Source organism: Gordonia alkanivorans (assembly GCF_004011905.1).
Lineage (GTDB): Bacteria > Actinomycetota > Actinomycetes > Mycobacteriales > Mycobacteriaceae > Gordonia > Gordonia alkanivorans.
Genome location: NZ_CP027114.1, coordinates 3,817,581 through 3,842,851 on the forward strand (window position 1 = coordinate 3,817,581; position 25,271 = coordinate 3,842,851).

The 25,271-nt window shown below is 69.4% G+C and carries 3 protein-coding genes (1 of these 3 only partly in view); 2 read left to right on the top strand and 1 reads right to left on the bottom strand.

Features of this window, described 5'->3' with window-relative positions; translation table 11 throughout:
• Both C5O27_RS17465 and C5O27_RS17470 read left to right on the top strand, forming a co-directional pair.
• On the top strand, nt 1–657 hold the full coding sequence (locus tag C5O27_RS17465; protein ID WP_127963252.1) for a hypothetical protein: 657 nt from the start codon (nt 1–3) through the stop codon (nt 655–657).
• Nucleotides 654–3,029 carry a HelD family protein gene (locus tag C5O27_RS17470; RefSeq protein WP_127963253.1) on the top strand — a complete coding sequence of 792 codons (2,376 nt, stop codon included), beginning with the start codon at nt 654–656 and terminating at the stop codon, nt 3,027–3,029. The genes C5O27_RS17465 and C5O27_RS17470 overlap by 4 nt, the downstream gene beginning before the upstream one ends.
• Here C5O27_RS17470 and C5O27_RS17475 read toward each other — a convergent pair.
• Nucleotides 3,001–25,271 carry the 3' portion of a non-ribosomal peptide synthase/polyketide synthase gene (locus C5O27_RS17475; protein WP_127963254.1) on the bottom strand. It continues 3,736 nt past the right edge of the window, so only the last 22,271 of its 26,007 coding nucleotides appear in the window; its start codon lies beyond the right edge, outside the window — the gene reads right to left on this strand; it ends in the stop codon at nt 3,001–3,003. The two genes, C5O27_RS17470 and C5O27_RS17475, sit on opposite strands and share 29 nt — an antisense overlap.

Genomic DNA, 25,271 nt, shown 5'->3' on the forward strand with positions numbered 1-25,271 from the left:
GTGTCCGCGTCCGTTGTGGTCGAGCGGGACCCGCCGACTGCTCCCCCACCCGGTACGCGTCTGGTGGTCGCGGTCGGCTCGAACGCGGCGTCGAGCGTGTTGCGCCGCAAGCTCGGTCACCTCGACCCCGCCGGCGTCCTGCATCTGACGCCGGTGCGGGTCGCCAACATCACAGTCGGCCATTCCGCACACGTCGCGGCACGTGGATACGTGCCCGCGGCACCCGTTCACACAGGTCACGGCTCGTTGGAGGCGGTGGCCGCCTGGCTCTCACCCCGGCAGACCGAGGCGCTGGATCTCACCGAACCCAACTACGATCGACGGACAGTGAACACGCACGACCATCCCCTCATTCTCGGTGAACCTCGGCTGCCCGCCGACGGTCCCGCCTCTCCGGACGAGTTCGACATCTACGTGTCGCGTCACGGAGTCCTGGCCGACCCCTCGGCCGGGACGCCATTGCCGTTCGGCAGCCAGGCGGGTGTCTTCGGGTGGCTGGCGCGGCATCTCGGCGACCCCGATCTACACGGCTCGGCGGCCGAGGTCTGCGCTCGCCTGGCGATCGCGGATCACGCGACCCGGGTCACTGGACTGATCAGAGCTGCCGGACTGTCACGGTCGGCGTGGCCCGTCAATGCGCGAGGAGTTGTGGCGTGACCGCACTGTCCCCCGACACCGACCCTCGGATCAGCGAGGAACAGGAACATCTCGACCGCGTCTACGGCCGTCTCGACCGGATGCGCCGGACCACGCAGCGCCGCCTGTCCTCGACCCTCAGCGAGCGCGGCGAAACCCCGCAGGCGCTCTCGGAGCGCGAGTCCTACGAGCGGATGTACAACGAGGACCTCGCGAAATTCGATGCCGCCGAACACAATCTGTACTTCGGGCGCCTCGACCTCGACGACGGCGAGATCCGGCGGATCGGCCGTATCGGTGTGCTCGACGACGGCCTGGGCGACGACGGTACTCACGACCACACCGCGACCGACGCGACGCTGCTGCTCGACTGGCGCGCACCACTCGCACGTCCCTTCTACCTGGCCACGCCGGCTGCCCCCGAGGATGTCGCCCGCCGTCGCCACATCCGCACCCGCAGCCGCAAGGTCCGCGGGGTCAGCGACGAATCGCTGACCGCAGGCGACGCCCTGCTCGACGACTTCGGTCACGGCGACGTCGTCAACGAATCCGCTCTCGTCGCCGCCCTCAACGCGGCGCGTACCGGCGAGATGACCGACATCGTCGAGACCATCCAGCGGGAGCAGGACCTCATCATCCGGTCGACGCACCGGGGCGTGACGGTCATCCAGGGCGGGCCGGGAACCGGCAAGACGGCCGTGGCGCTGCACCGCGCCGCCTACCTGCTCTACACGCATCGTGAGATCCTCTCGCGCAGCGGCATTCTCATCATCGGACCGAACGACGACTTCCTCAGCTACATCGGTCAGGTCTTGCCGTCCCTCGGCGAGTCCGGTGTCCTGCTCTCGACGATCGGCGACCTGTTCCCCGGTGTCCGGGCCCGCAGCGAGGACCCGCGGGTCACCACCGGCGTCAAGGGCGGCCTCCGGATGGTCGACGTCCTCAAACGTGCGGTGCGGGCCAAGCAGTCGTTGCCGTCCCGGCCGGAGCCGGTGGATTTCGACAGCTACCGGGTCGAGATCGACTCCGAACTGGTCAAGGCAGCACGGGCCAAGGCCCGTTCGACACGCCGCGCGCACAACCAGTCCCAGAACGCCTTCCTCAAGGCCGGTCTCGCCGAGCTCGCCCGACGTCATGCCTCGACCATCGGTTCCAGCCTGCTCGACGGTTCGCAGCTCCTGAGCCCCGCCGACATTGCCGACATCCGCGACGAGATGAGCCACGATCCCGACATCCGTGCGGCGCTGCTGAAGTTCTGGCCCACGCTGACGCCGCAGGACATGCTGCGCGAGTTGCTCACCGACGAGCGCGCCATTCGTAGGGCCACCCCCGGCTGGTCGGACGACGACCGGGCTGCGCTACTGCGGGAACCGCGCACCTTCTCGATCACCGGGGAGGACTTCTCCCCCGCCGATGTGCCACTACTGGACGAGCTGGCCGAACTCATCGGATACGGCACCGACGACGCCGAACGTGCCGAACGTGCACGCTGGCGGCGTCAGCTCGCCGAGGCGCAGGATGCTCTCGACATCCTGACCGGTTCGGCCCCACAGGATCTCGAGGACGAGCTCGATCCCGAGATCCTGATGGCCTACGACCTGATCGACGCCGAACAACTGGCGTCGCGTCAGACCGAGACCCGACGCGCCACCACCGCCGAACGCGCCTACGGCGACCGCACCTGGACCTTCGGTCATGTGATCGTCGACGAGGCGCAGGAGCTCTCGCCGATGGCATGGCGAATGGTGATGCGCCGCATCCCGAATCGGTGGATGACCATCATCGGTGACACCGCCCAGACCTCCGACGAAGCGGGCACCCGGTCGTGGGGTGAGGTCCTCGAGCCGTACGTCGCGAAACGCTGGCAGTTCAAGGAGTTGTCGGTGAACTACCGCACGCCCAGCGAGATCATGACCTACGCCGCTCGCGTCCTCGACGAGATCGGCAACGGCGAGACCGCGCCGACCTCGTTGCGCAGCAACGGTATCGAACCGGTGGCGATCGCGGTGGACGACACCGGTGACGCGGCGAACATCGCGGCCGGCGTGTTCCACGCCGTCGATCTCGCCGAACCCGACGGACTCACGGCCGTCGTCGTCCCCGACACGCTGGTCGATGTGGTGGCCGCCGCCCTGGACCCGGACGCGTTCGACGCGAAGGGTGTGGCAGCCCCGAAGGTCTACACGGTCCGGACCTGCAAGGGTCTCGAGTTCGACACCACGATCGTGGTCGAGCCCGCCGCGATCATCGCCCAGTCACCGCGCGGTCTCAGCGACCTGTATGTCGCGCTGACCCGTGCCACTCAGCGTCTGCTGGTCGTGCACGACGAGCCGCTGCCCGCGGTGCTGGCGGATCTGCCTGCCGTCACCGACGCCGCGACTCCGCGTCGCTGATCGCTGCGTCGATCCGCGGTCCGAACTCCGACAGGGCGTCGCTGCCGACGATGCCGAGATGGTCGGTGTCGATGTCGATCCGCGTGATGCCGCCGCCCAGGTAGGGCGCCCAGCGGTTCGGGCCTCCGTCCGCCGATTCCTCGGTGTCGCTGTCAGCGGCGACGATGAGCATGGTGTCGCCGTCGTACGGTCGTGGCCGGTGCGAGATCGTGCGCTCGGCAGAACTCGTCATACGCGTCAGCATCCGGTCGAAGGACTCCGCATCGAGCAGTCCGAGTCCGGTGACCTTGTCCCGGATCGCGGCGGCGATCGTCTCGGGCGCAACCGATCCCGCGTCGTCGGGGTCGACGAGCTCGTCGACGTCGATGACCTCACGCCAACCGCCGAGCAACTCCGAGGCCAGCTCTCGGGCGTCGATGTCCACCGACATCTCCCCGTCGTCCGTCCAGCTCGGCGCCAGCTCGACGTCGTCGGCCGGGTAGCTGTCGAGCAGACCCAGGAATCCGACGTCCTCGCCGCGCAACCGCAGTTCGACGGCCATCTCCTGTGCGATCAGGCCACCGATCGACCACCCCAGCAGATGGTATGGGCCCTCGGGAGCGATGCGTCGGATCTCGTCGACGTAGCGTACGGCGAGATCGTGCACCGTGGCGTCGGGGAGATCGCCGGCCACCACATACGGATCCTGGAGTCCGTACACCGGTCGGTCGTCGAGATACGGCGCCAGGCCACCGAACAACCACGCCAATCCATCGGCGGGATGCACACAGAACACCGGGTTCCGTGCACCCTCCCGACGCAGCGGTACGACGACGCCGCCGTTCGTCGGGTCGGATGCATCCGCGTCCACGGGTTCCGGTTCGAGGTGTGCGGCCAGCCGCGCGCCGAGGTCGCGAGGCGTCGGTCCGGCGAACACCCAGGCGACCTCGACCGGGATGCCCGTGCGACGACGGAGTTCGGCGACGAGACGGACCGCGGACAGTGACGTCCCACCGACGTCGAAGAATCCCTGGGCCGCGCTCGTGACCGCAACCCCGGTGACCGTGGACATGCACTCGGCGACGAGTTCCTCCCACTCCCCGGCCGGCGCCACCGGCTGCTCCGCGACGTGCGCCTCGTGACCGGCCTCCCGGATCACCGCCGACATCTTCGCGTGGTCCGGTCGTCCGTCGTCCCCGACCGGGATCTCGTCGACGATGGCCAGGACCGACGGGACACAATGCGGTGCAATGACTTCGATGGCAGCGCGACGAACATCGTCGGCGGTGATGTCGGCGCTGATGCCATCGCGGTCGACGCTCACCCACCCGTGGATCTCGATGCCGTCGTCGCTCGGGACAGCGACGACACTGCTCGCTCGCACACCGTCGAGTCCGGCTAGGGCCGTCTCGACCAGGTCGAGATCGACGCGCAGCCCGCCTCTCCGGACCTGACGGTCGAGCCGGCCGAGGACCTCGACCCGGGGTTCCGCGCCGTCATCCAGCCACCGTGCGAGCACACCGGTCGATGCGCCGGCGGTGCGCAGTTCACCGGGGATTCGGGCCGGCAGCGCCCGCCCGGAGGTGTCGACGACGACCGCGCCCGGCGCTCCCTCGATACCGAGCCGGCGACGATCGTCCTCGGTCACCAAGTCGATCTCACCCAGCAGGGTGGTGGTCGGTTCGTCCGCGGTGATCGCATCGATGATCCGCTCGAAGACATCGCGGAACACCGCGACCGTCTCCGGATCGAAGAGTGCTGCTGCGTAATCGATCTCGCCGGTGATGACGGCCCCGTCGGGGGTGGTCGTCTCCGCGAGCCCGAGGGTCAGGTCCACCTTGGCGGGCGGCGGCCCGGGATCGACGGGTTGCACGTGGAATCCGTCCGCGAACTCGGTCATAACCGCCAACTGATCGCTGTGTCCGGCCGAGGTGTCGGCAAGGTAGTTGATCATGACCTGGACGAGCGGGGCGTGCGCGGTGGACCGGACGGGCGTGAGGCGTTCGACGAGCGTCTCGAACGGGATGTCCGCGTGCGCGAAGGCCGCCGCATCGGTGTCGCGTACCTGATCGAGCAGATCGGCGACGGTGTCGTCGGCGCCGATCTCCGTCCGCAGGACGACGGTGTTGATGAACATGCCGATCATCCTCGTCGTCGCAGCCTGCCCTCGACCCGAGACCGCGGCACCGATACTCACGTCGTCGACGTCGGCGAGTCTGGCGAGCGCCGCGGCGAATGCGGCGTGGCACACCATGAACGGCGTCAGCCCGTGCGCCCGGGCGGTACGGGCGACCGCGGCGCTGCGTTCGGGCCCGAATTCGATCGGCAGTCGTGCGCCCCGGTGATCGATCACCGGTGGCCGCGGCCGGTCGGTCGGAAGGTCGAGGGCCGCGGGGATGCCGTCGAGCGCCGTCGACCAGTAGTCGAACTGGGCAGCCATCAGCGAGGTCGGGTCGTCGAGGTCGCCGAGAGTCGCGCGCTGCCAAAGCGTGTGGTCGACGTAACCCACCGGAAGCGGCTCCGGCGCGGGCAGATTCGTTCCCGACGTTCGCGCCTGGTACGCAACCATCAGTTCCCCGGTCAGGATCTGCAGGGATGCGGCGTCGCCGGCGATGTGGTGGATCACCACGACGACGCGGTATCCGCCGTCGACGGGCGCGATCGCGACCCGCACCGGGAGGTCGACGGTGACGTCGAATCCCTCGGCGCAGACCGCCATCGCGGCGTCGACATCGGCTGTCTCGTCCCACCGCAGGCGGGTTGCCACGTCGCTCGTGCCGAGCACGAGCTGTACCGGTGTCCCATCCACCGCCATCGGGTAGACGGTGCGCAACGGTTCGTGTCGGGCGATGACGTCGAGCAAGGCCTCGCGCAGCGCGGCGAGGTCCGGTTCGCCGAGCACATCGAAGGCGACGGGCATGTTGTACACCGGCGATGCCACATCGAACTGGTTGATGAACCAGATCCGTTGCTGCGCATACGACAGCGGGATCTGCGCGGGGCGCCGACGACGGCTCAACGGTTGCACCGACAGACGCCGCTGGGTCAGCGTACGCGCGAGCTCTCGTACAGTCGGTGCGCGGAAGATGTCACGGATGTCGATGTCCACCCCGAGACGTTCGGCGACGCCGGCCACGACACGCAGTGCGGCAAGCGAATGCCCGCCGAGGTCGAAGAACGACACTGTCACCGAGACCTCGTCGAGTGCCAGGACGTCGGCGAAGACCGCCGCCAGAGCGCGCTCGATTCCGTCGGCGGGCGGGACGAACTCGGCCGACACCGCGGCCGGAGCGGGCAGCGCACGACGGTCGAGCTTGCCGGTGGCGGTCAGCGGGACGTCGTCGAGGATCACCCACTGCGTCGGCCGCATGTACTGCGGCAGTGTCTCGACCACGCGGGCCCGAACCACATCGAGGTCGACGTCGCCGGCGAGATAACCGACCAGGACCTCGCCCGTCGGCCCGTTGCGGACGGTCGCCGCGGCGTGCGTGATGCCGTTGATCTGCGCCAGGATCGATTCGATCTCCGCCAGCTCGATGCGCTGTCCGCGGAGTTTCACCTGGAAGTCGGAGCGCCCGAGGTACTCGAGTTCACCTTCCGCATTCCATCGGACCAGGTCGCCGGTCCGGTACAGACGGGCGCCTGAACGGCCGGTGGGGTCGGCGACGAAGCGCTCGGCGGTGAGATCCGGTCGGGACGCGTAGCCGCGAGCCAGCTGCCCACCGCCGACATAGAGTTCGCCGACGACCCCGACCGGTGCGGGTTGCAGCCGGTCGTCGAGGACCCAGGTCGTGGTGTTCGCGATCGGCCGGCCGATCGGCACGGTCACCTCGTCGGTGCCGAGGCGGTGAGCGGTGACCTCGACCGCGGCCTCCGTGGGCCCGTACAGGTTGTCCATGTCCGCGTCCGGGACCAGCGCACCCAGCGCATGCGCGGTCGCCGCGGGCAGCGCCTCGCCGGAGGCGTGGATGCGCCGCAACGTCGCCAGGGCCGCGCGCCGCTCGGGGTTGTCGCCGACGTACTCGGCGAACGCCGCCATCATCGACGGCACGAAGTGGATCGACGTGATCCCCTGGCGCCTAACCTCGTCGAGGACGTAGGCCGGGTCGATGTGCCGACCGTCCTCGGCGATCACCAGCCTGGCGCCGGCCATCAGTGGCGCGAACAGTTCCGGCACCGACACGTCGAAGGTGGCCGGGGTCTTCAGCATCACGACGTCGTCGTCGCTCAATGGTTCCCGGATGTGCATCCAGGCGAGACGGTTCAGGACTGCCCGGTGACTGACCGTGACGCCCTTGGGTGTTCCCGTCGATCCGGAGGTGAACAGCGTGTACAGCGCGTTGTCGGGGTCGACCACCCGACGGAATGCGGCGCGGGACACCGCCGCGGCGTGGTCGTCGGCAACCGGGGTGTCGGCGTCGACCACCAGGACGTGCGGTGTGACACCGGCGAGGACCTCGGGTCGAGGGTCTGCGGCCAGGATCACCGAGATCGACGCCGCGTCGATCATCGCCGCGAGTCGCTCCGCGGGCGTTGCCGGGTCGATGACCACGTAGGCGCCACCGGCGGCGACCACGGCGTGGATCGCCAGGACGAGCTCGACCGAACGCGGGATGCACACGCCCACTGCGACATCCGGTCCCACGCCGTGGCCCGAAAGCCGCTGCGCGAGATCGGACACCCGGGTGGTGAACTCCGCGTAGGTCAGCGTCCGATCCCCCGCCACCAGAGCTATCGCGCCGGGGGTGCGTCGGGCCGCGGCGTCGACCGCCTCGGAGACCGTCGACCACGGCACGGACAGGTCCGGGCCGGAAACCAGTTCGGCGATCCGCGTGCGCTCGGCGTCGTCGGTCAGATCGATCTCGCCCACCGGCCGACCGTCGATTTCCGTACCGGTGAGAGTCTCGAGCACACGGATCAGCCGCGTGATCATCACCTCGATGGTCGACGCGTCGAACAGGTCTGTCGCGTAGACGATCTCGACCGGCCACGCACCCTGGGGGGCCACGCTGACCGCGACGGTCAGGTCGAGCTGAGTGGTCCCGGTGGACACCGCGAGAGGTTCCAGACGGAGTCCGCCGGGGGCCTCGGCTGCGTCGGCGGTCCCAGCAGTGCCCGTGGCGTGCAGCACCGACAGCATCACCTGGCTCAGCGGGGCGAAGGCCTCGGATCGCGCCGGGGACAGCCGGTCGACGAGGTAGTCGAACGGGACATCCGCGCGGGCGAGCGCGTTGACGTCGTCGACGCGGACGCGGTCGAGGAAGTCCCGGACATCGATCGCCGGGTCGACCTCCGTCCGCAGGACCAGGGTGTTGACGAACATGCCGACCAGGTCGTCGAGATGAGCGTGGCCGCGCCCGGCGACCGGCGTGCTGATCGCGATGTCGCGGCTCGCCGACAGGCGGGCGAGGAGGATCGCGAGCGCTGCGTGGATCGTCATGAAGTCGGTGATCCCGCGATCCCGGGACACCGCGGAGATCCGGGTGGCCAGGTCGGCCGGGATCTCCGCGGTGATACGGCCGCCACGCTGAGAGGCAACCGGCGGCCGTGGGCGATCTGTCGGCAACGGGAGGAGGTCGGGCAGGTCCGACAACCTGTTGACCCAGTACCCGACCTGCTTGCCGAGCACCGAGTCCGGGGCGTCGACATCGCCGAGGGTCTGCCGTTGCCACAGTGCGTGGTCAGCGAACTGGACCGGTAGCTCGGTGAACGCCGGCGGCCGTCCCTCGGCACGCGCGAGGTACGCCGTCCACAGGTCGGACAGCAACGGTCGCATCGACTCGCCGTCGGCCGCGATGTGATGGAGAAGGACGACGAGGAGGTGATCGTCACCGTCCGGGCCGTCGCCTCCTACTGCCAGTAGTCGCACGCGCAGCGGGATCTCGGTGGTGATGTCGAAACCGGGCTCACCGAGGAGCAGGGGCAGATCGTCGGCGGTGAGTGAATCGGCGGTCAGCGTGTCGGTTTCCCACCGCAGTGCCGCACGGGCATCGTCGACGTCCAGGATCCGTTGGAAGGGTTCACCCGCGTCGGCCGGGAAGACTGTGCGCAGGATCTCGTGCCGCGCGAGCACATCGACGACGGCGTTGCGCAGCGCCGACCGATCGAGCGGACCGCGTAGTCGTACGGCCAACGGGATGGTGTAGGCCGCCGACTCCGGTTCGAACCGGTTGAGGAACCAGATGCGTTGCTGCGCATACGACAACGGAATCCGGTCTGGGCGGTCGACGACGCGCACCAGTGGCGCCTGCGGCGGCTCCGAGTCGAAGGCGGTCTCGATACGGCGCGCGAGCCCGCGCACGGTCGGGGACTCGAAGACGTCGCGGACACCCAGGCGGACGCCGAACTGGTCTCCGGCACGCGCGCTCAGTCGGGTCGCGGCCAGCGAGTTCCCGCCGATGGCGAAGAAGTCTGCAGTGGCCGAGACCTTCTCGAGGTCGAGGATGTCGGCGACGATCGCGGCGAGGATTCGTTCGGTGTGACCCGACGGCGGTGTGTGGGCGTCGGTCGCGTCGGCGGTGTCGATCTCCGGCAATTGCCTGCGGTCGATCTTTCCGACCGGATTGCACGGAAGGTGCTCCAGGACCTGGAGTTTCGCCGGAATCATGTAGGGCGGCAGCTGCGCGGCGAGCTGTTCGCGGAGATCCGCGACGTCGAGGTCTCCATCCGGGTCGAGGGGCTCGACGTACCCTGCGAGCTCGGTGACAGGGTCTCCCACGCCGATGACGACCGCATTGCGCACGGCCGGGTGTGCGGTGAGCGTCGCCTCGATCTCACCGAGTTCGAGGCGCTGGCCGCGCAGCTTCACCTGGAAGTCGCTGCGCCCCACATAGGTCAGTTCGCCGGTGCGTGATCGGCGCACGAGGTCCCCGGTGCGGTACATGCGGCTGCCCGGTGATCCGAACGGAGCCGGCACGAAACGCTCCGCCGTGAGCGCCGGGCGGTCGTGGTAACCGCGGGCGAGCTCCCCGCCGGCGAGATACAGCTCTCCGACGACGCCGGGCGGCACCGGATGGAGCCGGCCGTCGAGGACGTACGCGGTGGCGCCGGGCACGGGACGTCCCAGCCGGACCGGTTCGTCGAGGCCGACCGCCGGTGAGGTGACGCTGATGATCGTCGTCTCGGTGGGTCCGTAACCGTTGTGGAAGGCGGTGTGCGCGGCCCAGCGGTCCTTCTCTGCGTCGGGGACGGCTTCGCCGCCGACGAGCACGTTGGTGAACGGCAACGACGCGGGGTCGGGTAGTGAGGCGGCCACGGAGGTCACCAGGAATGCGTGTGTCGTGCGATGCGTCGAGACGAAGTCGGCCAGTTCACGCCCACCGTAGATCTCCGGCGGGACGACGACGAGTGTGGCCGCGCTGCCGTAGGCGCCGAGGATCTCAAGGATCGCGGCGTCGAAGGCGGGTGAGCTGATACCCAGCCATCGGGCCTGCGGCCCCGAACCGTGACGGTCACGCAGCACTGCGGCCACGCCGGCCAGGCCCCGGTGGGTGACGAGCACACCCTTGGGCATCCCGGTCGAACCCGAGGTGAAGATCATGTACGCACCGTCGTCGGGGTACACCGGGCGCCGGATCGCGGGAGCCGGCCGAGGCGCTCGGGACCTCAGCTCGGCGGCCCGGTCGGCGTCGAGAAGCATCCAGTGCACCCCGGCCGACGTCTGCACCGAGCCGTCGGTGAGACCCACCTTGGCGCGTGCGCCTCCCACCACGCGGGCGATGCGATCCGCGGGATGGCGGGGATCGACCGGGCAGTACACCGCGCCGGTCTTGGCGATCGCCCACAGCGCGAGTTGTGCCCGTGCCGACCGTCCCAATGCGCACACGACGACGTCGTCCGGACCGACGCCGTGCTCGGTGAGTTCGGCGGCGAGATGCGAACTCGCGTGGTCCAGCTCGTCATACGTCCAGCTGCCGAGCTCGTCGATGACGGCGGGGTGGTCGCCGCGGGACCGGACGGCGGCGGCGAACAGTTCGGGCAGGGTCACGACGGCCGGGTCCGGGTCACCGGAGACCAGCGGCCCCGTGTCCTCGTCGATGGCGAGCAGATCGAGATCGCCGACCGGCGTCGCGGTGTCGGCGACCGCGTGGACGAGGAGGCCGACGAATCGGTAGGCCAGGCGCCGGGCGTCGGCATAGTCGTAGAGGTCGGTGGCGTAGGTGAGGGTGCCGCGCCAGGGTGCGCCCGCCGCCCCGTCGGTGCGCACCGCGACCGTGAGGTCGAACTTGGCAGAGTCGTCCGTCACGGGCACCGGACTGATGTCGAGGCTGGCGAGCTCGGTGGCCAGATCCGCGGGCATTGTTGCGGTGTCTGCGGTATCGGTGGTCGTCAGCAGGACCTGGACGAGCGGCGCGTACGACGCGGCCCGGGTGATCCCGAGCGCGTCGATCACCTCGTCGAACGGCACGTCGGCGTGTGCGAGGGCGTCGAGGTCGTCGTCGCGGATCTCGTGGAGGAGGTCCGCGAACCCGCCATCCGTCGCGACCCGGCTGCGCAGGGCGACGGTGTTGACGAACATGCCGATCAGGTCGTCGGTCTCGCCATCGCGGCCGGCGGTGGCGGTGCCGATGACGATGTCTCCGCTCCCGGAGAGGCGGCTCAGGAGTGCCGCGAGCGCGGCGTGCAGCACCATGAACGTCGTGGTCCCGGTGGCACGGGCGAGATCGGCGGCGGCCGACGCGGTGCGACCCGGAATCGTGAAGTCGACCGTGGCACCGCGGGTGTCGCGGGTCGACGGCCGCGGGTGTGTGGTCGGGAACTCGAGGAGCGCCGGAGCACCGGCGAGGCGGTCCGCCCACCACTGGCGTCGGGTGGCCGCGGTCGCGTCGCCCTGCCGGAGTTCCAGGACATGGTCGGCGTACTGGCGAGGCAAGGGCGCCCAGTCCGGTGCGCGGCCGTCACGTCGCGCGACATAGGCGGCGAGCAGGTCGCGGGCCAGGACCGGTCCCGACGCCCCGTCCGCTGCTATGTGGTGAATCGCAAGCACGAGCAATGCACCGTCGGCCGGGTCGCGGTGCAGACGTGCCCGCACCGGCAGGTCCCGGGTGAGGTCGTACGGCACCACGGTGACGGCCATCGCCTCGGCATCGGAATCGACCAGACGCCAATCGAAGTCGACGTCGTCGGCGATGACCTGGTGCGGTCGGCCGTCCGGCCCGAGAGGGTAGGTGGTCCGCAGGATCTCATGCCGCGCGATCACATCACCGATCGCGGACCGGACGTCGTCGGCGTCGACCTGCCCGCGGATACGGAATCCGAACGGGATGATGTACGAGGCGACGTCGGGTTCGTACTGGTTGATGAACCACAGGCGTCGTTGCGCACTGGAGAGCGGCAGGATGTCGGGACGCGGCGACGATGCCCTCTCGCCCACCTCCGGGCCGAGCGCCGCGGGATCGGCGCCGGAACGTTCGACGCGGGCGGCGAGGCCGCGAACGGTCGGCTCGTCGAAGACATCCCTCACGGTGACCGGGATGCCGAGCGTTCGTCCCAGTCGCGACGCGAGACGGGTTGCTGCCAACGAGTTCCCGCCGGCGTCGAAGAAGCTGGTGCCGGCCGAGACCTCGTCGACCCCGAGCACATCGGCGAAGACGTCGGCGACGGCGATCTCGGCGGGTGTCGACGGGGCGACGTACTCGTCGGCCGCGTACATCGGAAGCGGGAGTGCCTTGCGATCGATCTTGCCCGCGGTGTTCGACGGCATCTCGTCGAGGATCACCCAGGACGTCGGACGCATGTAGCCCGGCAGTTTCTCGGCAACGGTCCGGACGACATCGAGATCGACGTCGGCGCCGGTCAGATGAGCGACGAGCTGCTCGCCGGCGGGCAGTGCCATCACGGACGCCACCACCTGGGTCACGCCGGGTGCGGTCTGCAGGACCGACTCGATCTCCCCCAACTCGATCCGCTGCCCCCGCAACTTCACCTGAAAATCACTACGCCCCAAATACTCCAACTCACCAACACCAGACCACCGCACCCGATCACCCGTCCGATACAACCGCGAACCCCACCCACCAAACGGATCCGCCACAAACCGCTCCGCAGTCAACCCCGACCGCGACGCATACCCCCGAGCCACCTGCACCCCACCCAGATACAACTCACCCACCACACCCACCGGAACCGGCCGCAACCGCGAATCCAACACCCACACCGACACATTCGGCACCGCACGACCAATCGGCACCACCACCTCACCACCGCCGACCACATACGACGTCACATCCACCGCAGCCTCAGTCGGCCCATACAAATTCACCACCCGCACACCAGGCACCAACCCCCGCAACCCCTCCACACCCGCAACACCCAACGCCTCACCCGAACAGAACACCTGCCGCAACGACCCCAAACCCACACCACCCGAACCACCCAGCGCATCAACAAACACCGACAACATCGACGGCACAAAATGACACACCGACACACCAAACCGCTCCACCACCGACGCCACATACCACGGATCCCGATGCCCACCCGGCTCCGCCACCACCACCGAAGCACCAACCATCAACGGCCAGAACAACTCCCACACCGACACATCAAACGACACCGGCGTCTTCCACAACACCACATCATCACCAGTCACCCCGAACAACGACTGCATCCACCCCAACCGATTCACCACCGCCCCATGCGACACCGTCACACCCTTCGGCCGACCCGTCGACCCAGACGTGAACAACGTGTACACACCCACCAACGGCGACAACACCCCCACCTCATCCACCACCGCACCCAACTCCACACCACCATCAACACCCGAAACACCCGACCCCACACCACAATCCACCACCAACCGCTCCACACCAGAAGGCACCACCACCTCCTCAGACCCCCGCGTCAACACCACACCCACACCCGCCGTCGACAACATGTAACCCACCCGCTCCACCGGCGCATCCACCTCCACCGGCACATACCGCCCACCCACAACCACCACCGCATGCACCGCCACCAACAACTCCAACGACCGCGACATCACCACCCCAACAGCAGAATCCACCCCCACACCCACACCCAACAACCGCCGCGCAACCCCCGCCACCAAACCACCGAACTCCCCATACGACACCACCCGATCCCCACACCACACCGCCACCTGCGACCCCGACAACCCCACCCGCTCAGCCACCACCGAACCCACCGAACGACCACCCCACCCCAACTCCACCACCGCACCCCGCGACCAGTCCGCGATGGCGGCACGCTCGGTCGCGTCGGCGAGGTCGATGTCGCCGACCACCACCGTGTCGTCGGCGAGACCGGTGGTGAGGACGTCGACGATCCGCTCACCCAGACGGCGGACGGTGCGATCCTCGAAGAGGTCGGTGGCGTAGACGATCCGCCCGGACAGGGCGGTCAGGTCGCCGGCTGCGTCGCGTGCGGCCGTCATTCCGATCATGAGGTCGAATCGCGCGGCGGGAACACCCGCCTCGACGGGCGTGACCGTCAGGCCGGGCACCGAGATGTCGCCGATCGCGGACTGTTCCAGTGTCAGCATCACCTGGGCGAGGGGTGCGAACGCCTCGCTGCGGGTCGGGGCGAGTACCTCGACGAGGTGCTCGAAGGGGACGTCGGCAGCCGCGAACGCGTCGAGGTCGGTGTCGCGGACCTGCCCGATCACCTCGCCGAACGTGGCACCCGGGTCGACCTGGGTGCGCAAGACGACGGTGTTGACGAACATGCCGACCAGGGCATCGAGTTCGGCGCGACCACGACCTGCGACCGGCGTCGCGAGTGCGACGTCGGAGGAACCCGCGAGACGGGACAGCACGACCGCGACGGCGGCGTGCAGCACCATGAACGCGGTGACCCCATGGCGACGTGCGAACCCGTCGATCGACGACGCGAGTCCCTCGGGCACCCCGAATTCCACGACGGCACCGTGGAGCGATGCCACCGGCGGCCGCGGACGATCAGTCGGCAGTTCGAGTACATCGGGCAGGTCCGCGAGCTCCTCCTGCCACCACCGGGCCCGGCGACCGAGCGCAGAGTCCGGATCGTCCACCGACCCGAGGACGCGCTGTTGCCAGAGGGCGACATCCGCGTACTGGACGTCCAGCGGGGGGCGTTCGGGCGCATGTCCCGCCGTACGCGCGGCATAGGCGTGCAGCAGGTCGTCGACGAGCGGTCGCAGGGATTCACCGTCCGCCGCGATGTGATGGAGGACCACGACCAGGAGGTGGTCGTCGGACTCGGCGACGATCCCGGCACGGATCGGCAGGTCGCGGGTGACGTCGAAGCCAGTGGAGGCGAGGGTCTCGACGTCCTCGTCGCACCACCACTGGTCCACGGTCACCTCGTCGGCGGACGCGATGTCCTGCCAAGGCCTACCGTCGAGGTCCTGCGGGTACCGGGTGCGCAGCACCTCGTGCCGGGTGATCACGTCGGCGAGCGCGGCGCGCAGGGCCACGGTGTCGAGCCGACCGCGCAGCCGCATGGCGAACGGGATGTTGTAGGCGGGTGACGCCGGATCGAACTGGTTGATGAACCACATCCGCTGCTGCGCCGCCGACAGGGGCGGGCGCGACGGACGCGGGATCGATCCCAGGTCCGGGAGGTCATCGCCGGAAGGCGACGGCGCGACGACCGAATCATCACCGCGACGCTCGTCTACCCACTCAGCCATGGCACGGACGGACGGGGCGTCGAACAGTTCACGAACGGTGAACGGCAGCGAGAACATGTGCGAGAGCCGGGCGGCGACCCTGGTAGCGGACAACGAGTGCCCGCCGATCTCGAAGAAGCTGTCGGTGACCGACACCCGCTCGACGGCCTGGTCGAGGACGTCGGCGACGATCTCGACGATCAGGCGTTCGGTGTCCGAACCCGGCGCAACGATCTCACGCGGATTGAGCTCCGGTGCGGGAAGCGACTTTCGGTCGATCTTCCCGGATGTTCCGAGCGGCATGTCGTCGAGTACGACCACGGTGTCCGGCACCATGTACGGCGCGAGGCGACGTGCCGCATGTTCACGTACCTGCGCCACCTCGGCATCCCCGAAGACGTAGGCGACGAGGAGGTCGTCGCGCACCAGAACCGCGGCGGCGACGACGCCGGGTGCGGTCTGCAGCACCGACTCGATCTCCCCCAACTCGATCCGCTGCCCCCGCAACTTCACCTGAAAATCACTACGCCCCAAATACTCCAACTCACCAACACCAGACCACCGCACCCGATCACCCGTCCGATACAACCGCGAACCCCACCCACCAAACGGATCCGCCACAAACCGCTCCGCAGTCAACCCCGACCGCGACGCATACCCCCGAGCCACCTGCACCCCACCCAGATACAACTCACCCACCACACCCACCGGAACCGGCCGCAACCGCGAATCCAACACCCACACCGACACATTCGGCACCGCACGACCAATCGGCACCACCACCTCACCACCGCCGACCACATACGACGTCACATCCACCGCAGCCTCAGTCGGCCCATACAAATTCACCACCCGCACACCAGGCACCAACCCCCGCAACCCCTCCACACCCGCAACACCCAACGCCTCACCCGAACAGAACACCTGCCGCAACGACCCCAAACCCACACCACCCGAACCACCCAGCGCATCAACAAACACCGACAACATCGACGGCACAAAATGACACACCGACACACCAAACCGCTCCACCACCGACGCCACATACCACGGATCCCGATGCCCACCCGGCTCCGCCACCACCACCGAAGCACCAACCATCAACGGCCAGAACAACTCCCACACCGACACATCAAACGACACCGGCGTCTTCCACAACACCACATCATCACCAGTCACCCCGAACAACGACTGCATCCACCCCAACCGATTCACCACCGCCCCATGCGACACCGTCACACCCTTCGGCCGACCCGTCGACCCAGACGTGAACAACGTGTACACACCCACCAACGGCGACAACACCCCCACCTCATCCACCACCGCACCCAACTCCACACCACCATCAACACCCGAAACACCCGACCCCACACCACAATCCACCACCAACCGCTCCACACCAGAAGGCACCACCACCTCCTCAGACCCCCGCGTCAACACCACACCCACACCCGCCGTCGACAACATGTAACCCACCCGCTCCACCGGCGCATCCACCTCCACCGGCACATACCGCCCACCCACAACCACCACCGCATGCACCGCCACCAACAACTCCAACGACCGCGACATCACCACCCCAACAGCAGAATCCACCCCCACACCCACACCCAACAACCGCCGCGCAACCCCCGCCACCAAACCACCGAACTCCCCATACGACACCACCCGATCCCCACACCACACCGCCACCTGCGACCCCGACAACCCCACCCGCTCAGCCACCACCGAACCCACCGAACGACCACCCCACCCCAACTCCACCACCGCACCCCGCGACCACGTCTCGACCGTGCCGCGCATCTCCGCGGGCATCGGGTCGAGCGCCGCAACGGGCGTGTCGGGGTCGTCGGCGAGCAACTGCAGGAGATCGACCAGCGATGCCGCGATCACCTCGGCGACCTCGGCGTCGACGGCGGTCAGATTGGCCTTCACAGTGAGCGACAGCTCGTCGGCGTCCGGGGCGGCGATGAGCGCCAGCGGATAGTGGGTCGCGTCCGAGGTGGTCACGTCGCGGATCTCGAGCCCTGACGTGCGCGATCCCTCCAGCACGGTTCCCGTGTCGACTGGATAGGACTCGTAGACGACCAGGGTGTCGAAGAGCGCGGGATGCCCGGAGGCGCGGGTGATCTCGCCCAGACCGAGGAACTGGTGGTCGACGAGCCCGGTACGGGAAGCGTGGAGCGTCGTCACCAGATCGGCGACCGTCCGGTTCGGGTCGACGTCCGCGACGACGGGCACCGTGTTGATGAAGAGACCGATCATGGCGTCGGCCCCGTCGAGGTCGGCCGGCCGACCCGACACCGTCTCGCCGAAGACGACGCGTTGTTCTCCGGTCAGTCGCGACAGCAGGATCGACCAGGCCGCGTGGAGTGCGGTGCTCGTGGTGCTGCCGAGTTGCCGGACCCGTTCCTCCAGCCGGGCACGGCCGGCGGCGTCCAGGCGCGCGGCGATCTCGTACGGACGGCGCTCCTCCTGGCGGGCGCGGGCGGCGTGGTGGGGCGCGACCACGGTGGGCGTGACGTCGGCGAGAGTGTTCTGCCACGCAGTGAGGGCAGCGGCACGATCTCGGCGATCCAGCCACTCGAGGTAGGACTCCATGTCGGTGGCCGGGGTGACCGCGGGACGGCCGAGATGTGCGGCGAGGAGATCGGCGACGAGGATCGGCCCGGACCACCCGTCGAGGATGATGTGGTGCGCGGTGATCACGACGGTGTGTGCGGGACCGGCGATGCTGTGGTGCGCGACGGCGGTGAACCTGATCAGCGGCGGCGAATCGAGGTGGAACGGCCTGGTGCGATCCTCTTCGGCGAGTTCGGCGATGCGATCCGCCGCATCCGCGAGCTCTGCTGCCGTGAGGTCGATGCCGCGGAAGTCGGGGTCCGTCACCACCGCGTGATCCGCCGGCGGGATCACGACGACGGGTCGGCCCGACCCGGTCCGGGTGAACGCGGACCGCAGGACCCGTTGGCGCGCCAGCAGTTCGCGGATCGCCGGAAGCAACGCGGTCGGCGCGTGCTCACCGGCGAACTCGATGATCGATTGTGTGACATAGGGGTCGGTCGGATGCCCGGCGCCGTCGAACCCAGGGCCGTCGAACTCAGGGGTACCGGCGAGTCGTTCGGCCTCGTAGATCAACCCCTGTTGCAGCGGGGTCGGCGGCCAGATCGCCGGCGCGGTGTGGGAACGACCCGCCGAGTACCTCTCGACCAGATCGTCGATCTCGGTCTGCGAGACTCCCCCGCCGATGACGTCGGTCTCGCTGGGCCCCGGATCCCCCACCGATTCCACGTATGCGGTCAGCGAGGACAGTGCGGCATCCCATCGAGAGGCGATGTCGTCGAGGACGTCGCGACCGAGTACCGCTTCGGGCGCCGAGAGATCCAGTCGCAACGAGCGCCCGCGCGGGGACGGCACCGTCCCCATGGTTGCGGTGAGCGCGGCGAGAGCCGCCATGTCGCCGGTCACCGACGGCGGGAGCACCGGCGCGTCGCCGACCGGAAGGAACTCGGTGGCCGTCGTGTCGGCGTCGTCCTCCGAACCGGCCAGACTCCCCAGGTAATTGACGGTCACCGGCGGTAACGGGCGGTCACGGAGGGGCGACCCAGGCCGTGACCAGCGCAGCGGACCGAACGCGATGCCGTTGTCGGGCATGCGTTTCTGCCGGTCCTTGAGGGACTTGAGGATCGTCGCCAGGTCGCGTCCGGGTGAGGTCCCGGTCTCGGGGATCTCGACGCCGACCGGGACGAAGGAGGTGAACCAGCCGACGGTCTCGCTCAGGTCGGCGCCCGGGGCGACGGACTCCTCGCGCCCATGGTTCTCCAGGAGCACCGACACCGTGCGGGCGTCGTACCCGAGTCGACCGGCGGCCGTCCCGGTGGCGAGGGCGTAGGCGAGGGCCGCGGCGACCACGGTGTCGGCGCGGGCGCCGAACGCATCCGCGACCCGACCCAGCACGGACTCGGTGCGATCGGGTCCGACGACGTGGGTCGTGGAGACGGTGGTTCGCAACCGATCTCGGACGGGATCGAGCACCGAGTCGGACGACGGTGGCAGCTGTTCGGTCCACCAGTCGATCTCGTGCTCGCGGTCGGCGAGTTCGGACAACACCTGCGCCCACCGGCGGAAAGACGTCCCGTGGGCGGTGACCTGCGGCTGGTCGCCGCTGCGGTACTGCCACCAGGCGCGGGCCAGGCCGGACACGATGGTCGGCCACGACACCGCGTCGACGCCGAGGTGATGGATCGCGATCACCAACCGGCCGACCGTGTCCCGGCCGTCGGCGACCCGCACTCCCACGGCCGCGACGAGTCGTCCCCGTTCGGGTGAGAGGGCGCCGAGAGCACGTCGATGCGCCTCTCGCACCGCCTCACCGAGAGTGGCTGCCGCAGAACCGGTGGCCGGCCGCACCGGGTCGAGGATCTCGACCAGGACGTCGTGGGCGCTTCCGGCTCCGGCGATCACGACGGGATCGCCGTCCTCGCCGATCTGCAACGACGCGGTGAGCATCGGGTGCGCTGCCACCACCGCAGCGGTCACGGCGCGCAGGGCGTCTTCGTCGATGTCGGCCGGCAGGGTCAGCACCGTGCTCTGCGAGAAGTCGGCGATGTCGTCGAGCCCATCGGCGAGGTCGAGCATCCACGCCACGCCCGGCGTCGACGCGACCGGTCCGATGCCGCCGCCGGACAGCTCGTCGAGCACCGCGTCGGGTTCATGCCGGGACAGCTGCGCGAGGTCGCGGATCGTCGCGGCGCCGAACACGTCACGCGGGGTGAGACCGAAACCGGCGGCCCGCAGCATCGAGGTCAGGCGGATCGACGCGATCGAATCGCCGCCGAGAGCGAAGAACGAACTGGTCATCGGGACCTGTTCGACACCGAGGACGGCGGCGACGATCCCGGCGACGACGCGTTCGGTGTCCGTCACCGGCTCCGCATCGGACCCGGTGTGCACCAGCATGTCGAAAAGCGGCGCGGGAAGCGCCTTCCGGTCGAGCTTTCCGGCGCTACTGAGCGGCGCATCGGGCAGCGTGACCCACAGCGTGGGCCGCATGTAGGCGGGCAGCGAAGCCGCCACCGCCTCCCGCGCACGGCGGACGCTGTCGGCGCTCTCGGGTCCGATCAGGTACCCGACGAGATGCTCCGCGCCGCCCGGGGACCGCGCCAGGGTCACCGCGGCCTGCCGTACCCCGGAGACGGTCGCGAGCACGGACTCGATCTCGCCCAACTCGATCCGCTGGCCGCGGAGCTTCACCTGGAAGTCGCTGCGGCCCAGGTACTCCAGCTCGCCGGAGCGGTTGCGGCGGACCAGGTCCCCGGTGCGGTAGAGCCTGTCCCCTCGCCCGAACGGGTCGGCGACGAAACGGTCCGCGGTCAGATCGGCGCGCCCGGCATACCCCCGGGCCAGCTGGACACCGCCGAGATACAGTTCGCCGGCGACGCCGGTCGGTACCGGCCGTAGACGGTCGTCGAGGACGAGGCTCTGCGTGTTCCAGATCGGCCGGCCCATCGGCACCACCTCGCGGTGATCGCCGAGGGTGGCGGCGGTGACCTCCACCGCGGCCTCGGTCGGACCGAAGAGATTGTGGACCCGCACCCGGGGCAGGACGGCGCGCACCGCGGCGAGGGTGGCCGGCGCCAGCGCCTCGCCCGAGCAGTAGAGGTGTCGCAGGCTCCGCGGCACCCCGCCCCCCGTGTGGTCGAGGACCTCGACGAAGACCGTCAGCAACGACGGGACGAAGTGCACGGTGGAGACCTGCTCGTCGTCTATCAGCCGGGCGATGGCGTGTGGGTCGAGGTGTGCATCGTCGGGTGCGATGACCATCCGGGCGCCGGTGATCGGCGGGGTGAAGAGCTCGGGCACCGACACGTCGAAGGTCGCCGGCGTCTTCAACAGGACCGCGTCGTCAGGGCCGATGCCGAATTCCTGGATGCCCCAAAGCAATCGGTTCATCACGGCCCGGTGGGTCACGGTCACGCCCTTGGGCCGGCCGGTGGACCCGGAGGTGAACAGGGTGTAGGCGGCGTGGTCGGCCAGGAGCGGCGCCCGCCGTTCGGCGTCGGTGACCGGGGTGGTGTCGAGATCCACCGGGTCGGTGGAATCGACGACGATCACCCGGTTCACGACGCCGCCGATCGTCGTACCGTCCGCTTCATCGGGGCCTGCCGCGCCGGGTGCGACGAGACCGATGTCCGCTCGCGCGGTGTCGATCATGTAGCGCACCCGGTCCACCGGCGCATCGGTGGCCACCGGGACGTACTGGCCGCCCGCGGCGAGGACCGCGTGGATCGCGACCACCAGTTCGACCGATCGCGGTATACACACGGCGACACTGTCTTCCGGGCCGACGCCGGCGGCGATCAGCTCTCGCGCGACCACCGCCACCCGGGCGGCGAACTCCCGATGGGTGATCGACCGGCCGGCGCAGCGCAACGCGACCGCGTCCGGTGAGATCCGGGACCCGGCGACCACGGCATCCGCCAGTGTCTCCGGCAGCAGGGTCACGATGCGGCCGAGTCCGAGCTCGTACTGGGCTTGTTGCTGAGCCTCGGTGAGCAGCGGGATGTCCGCGACCGGCACGTCGAGGTCGTCGGCCAGAACGGTGAGGGTGGACTCCAGCGCGGCGGAGATCGTCTCCGCGGTCTCCTGGTCGAACAGAGCGGTGGCGTACGTGATCGACCCGGCGAGCGTCCCGTCGACGCCCTCGCGGGTACCGATGGTGAGGTCGAATTTCGCGGTGGTGTCGTCGATCTCGACGAACTCGGCGGTCAGGTCCCCCATGGTCGCGCCGGTCACGGCCGGCTCGGCACCGGCGGCGTGCACCAGCATCACCTGTGCCAGCGGCTCGACGTTCTCCGTGCGGGGCGGATCGACGGCGTCGACGACGCGCTCGAACGGCACCTCGGCGTGATCGAAGGCGGTCAGGTCGGCCAGCTTGACCCGGTCGAGGAGGGCCCCGCCGGTGAGCTGCGGATCCACGTCGACGCGCAGTACGACGGTGTTGACGAACATCCCGATCAGCTCGTCGAGGACGCGGTGCCCACGTCCCGCGACCGGGGTCGCGACCGCGATCTCGGCGGTCGACGTCAGCCGCGCCAGAACAGCCGCCACCGCGGTGTGCAGGACCATGAACAGCGTCGCACGCTGCTCGGAGGCGCGGCGGCGAAGACCGGCGACCACCGGCGCCGGCAACGACCACCGTACGGTCGCCGCACTGGGATCGGGTTCGACGGTGCGCGGCCGGTCCACGGGCAGCGGCAGGACATCCGGCAGCCCCCGCAACTGCTGCGTCCAGTAGGACAACTGGCGTGACATCTCCGAGTCCGGGTCGGCCGGATCTCCGAGCCGATGCCGTTGCCACACCGCGTAATCCGCGTACTGCAGGGTCAGCGGCGTCCACTGCGGAGCCTGGCCGCTGCGGCGTGCGTCGTAGGCCTCGACGACCTCGCGGGCGAGGATGGGCGCGGACTCGCCGTCGGCGGCGATGTGGTGGAGCGCGATCACGAGTACGTGATCGGTGTCCGTGGAGCTGAGGATCCGCGCACGCAGAGGGAGATCGCGGGTCACGTCGAACGGTTGTGAGATCGTGGCGGTGATCTCCTCGGCGACCAGGCTGTCCGGCGCGATCCCGGAGATGACGGTGTGTCCGACCGGGACCAGGCCGGGGTGAGACTTGCGCACCACCTGGATGGGTTCGGCTGCGTCTGTTGCTTCCGGATCGGTGGGATAGATCGTGCGGAGCACTTCGTGCCGCTCGGCCACGTCGTTGATCGCCTCGTGCATCGCGTCCACGTCGAGGTCGCCGTGCAGTCGCACGACGATGGGGATCACATATGCGGCAGAGCCCGGGTCGAACTGGTTGAGGAACCACATCCGCCGCTGGGCGTAGGACAACGGGACCGGTTCGGGTCGCGCCATCACGCCGGGCACGGGACCGGTTGCGCGACCATCGATCCCGCCGGTGTCGAGCAGCGTCGCGAGGGCCTCGACGGTCGGGGCCTCGAAGATCACCCGCACCCCGATCTCGACACCGAACTCCGCGCCGAGGCGGGCGACCACTCGGGTCGCGGACAGCGACGTACCGCCGAGATCGAAGAACGAGTCGAGCGCCGAGACGCCCGGGCCGCCGGCCGCGCCCTCCATGCCGAGGACCTCGGCGAAGACCGCCGCGACCGCGCGTTCGGTGTCGGTGCGCGGTTCGAGGTGGACGCCACTCGAGAACTCGGGTGCCGGCAGTGCGGCGCGGTCGAGTTTGCCGGTCGCCGCGAGGGGGATCTCGTCGAGCGGGACGATCGCGGTCGGCACCATGTGCGCAGGCAGATGCCGGGCCGCATGGGCGGTCAGCGCCGGCACGTCGACGGCCGCGCCGTCGCTGCCGTGGACCCAGGACACCAGCACGGTCTCACCCGACGTCGGGTGCGCGATGCCGGCGGTGGTCGAGAAGTCGACCGCGGCAGAGCTTTCCAGGACGGCGTCGATCTCGCCCGTCTCGATCCGGAATCCGCGGATCTTCACCTGGAAGTCGCTGCGGCCGAGGAAGTCGAGTTCCCATCGGCCGTCCCGGCGGCGCCGGCGGACGAGGTCACCGGTCCGGTACATCCGCTCACCCGGCCGCCCGAACGGTGCGGCGACGAACCGCTCGGCGGTCAGCGCGGTCTGGTTCAGGTAGCCGACGGCCAGCGCCGGGCCGACGAGATACAGCTCGCCCGCGACGCCGGGCGGGACCGGATGGAGTCGCGCGTCGAGGACGAGTACACCCACACCCGCGATGGGTCCGCCGATGGTGACGGGTTGTCCCGGACGCATCGCGGCGGAGGCGGTCGACCAGATCGTCGCCTCGGTGGGCCCGTAGAGGTTGTACATCGCACGCCCGTCCGACCAGGCGCGGACGAGCTCGGGTGAGCAGGCGTCGCCGGCGACGCACACCACCCGGAGGTCGGGGAACATCTCGGCGGCGGGCACCGTGGCCAGCGCACTCGGCGTGATCGTCAGGTGCGAGACGGACTCGTCGGCGATGACCGACGCCAGTTCGCGGCCGCCGGTGACCCCCGGCGGCACCACGACCATCGTCGAGGCCCCGGCAACCGCGACGAGGGTCTCGAACACCGAGGCGTCGAATCCCGGTGCGGCAAAACGCAGTACCCGTGACTCCGGGCTCAGGTCGAATCGGGACCGGGCGTCGGCGACCAGATCCGCGAGCCCGCGGTGCGAGACCGCGACGCCCTTGGGTCGCCCGGTCGAGCCCGAGGTGAAGATGATGTAGGCGGTGTCGTCGATCCGATCGTCGGGCACCGGGTTGTCGAGGGCAACCGGCTGCGATGCCCACCGGGTGGGATCGGTCAGGTCGACGAGGTCGTCGACGAGGAGCCAGGTCGTGCCGTCGTCGGCCTCGGCCCGTGCGTCCGAGGAGCCCGGCGCACCGGGCGCCGAACTCGTGACGCCGAGCGTCGCGGCCAGCGTGCCGGTCATGTAGCGGATGCGTTCGGCGGGCTGCGACGGGTCGATGAGACCGACCGCGGCGCCGGTGCGGACGATGGCCCAGAAGGCCACCGTGCCTAACAACGATCGCGGCACGGCCAGCGCGATCACCGCGCCCGGTCGTGCGCCCCGCGACCGCAGTTCCGCGGCGACCAGTCGTGTGGCGATGTCGA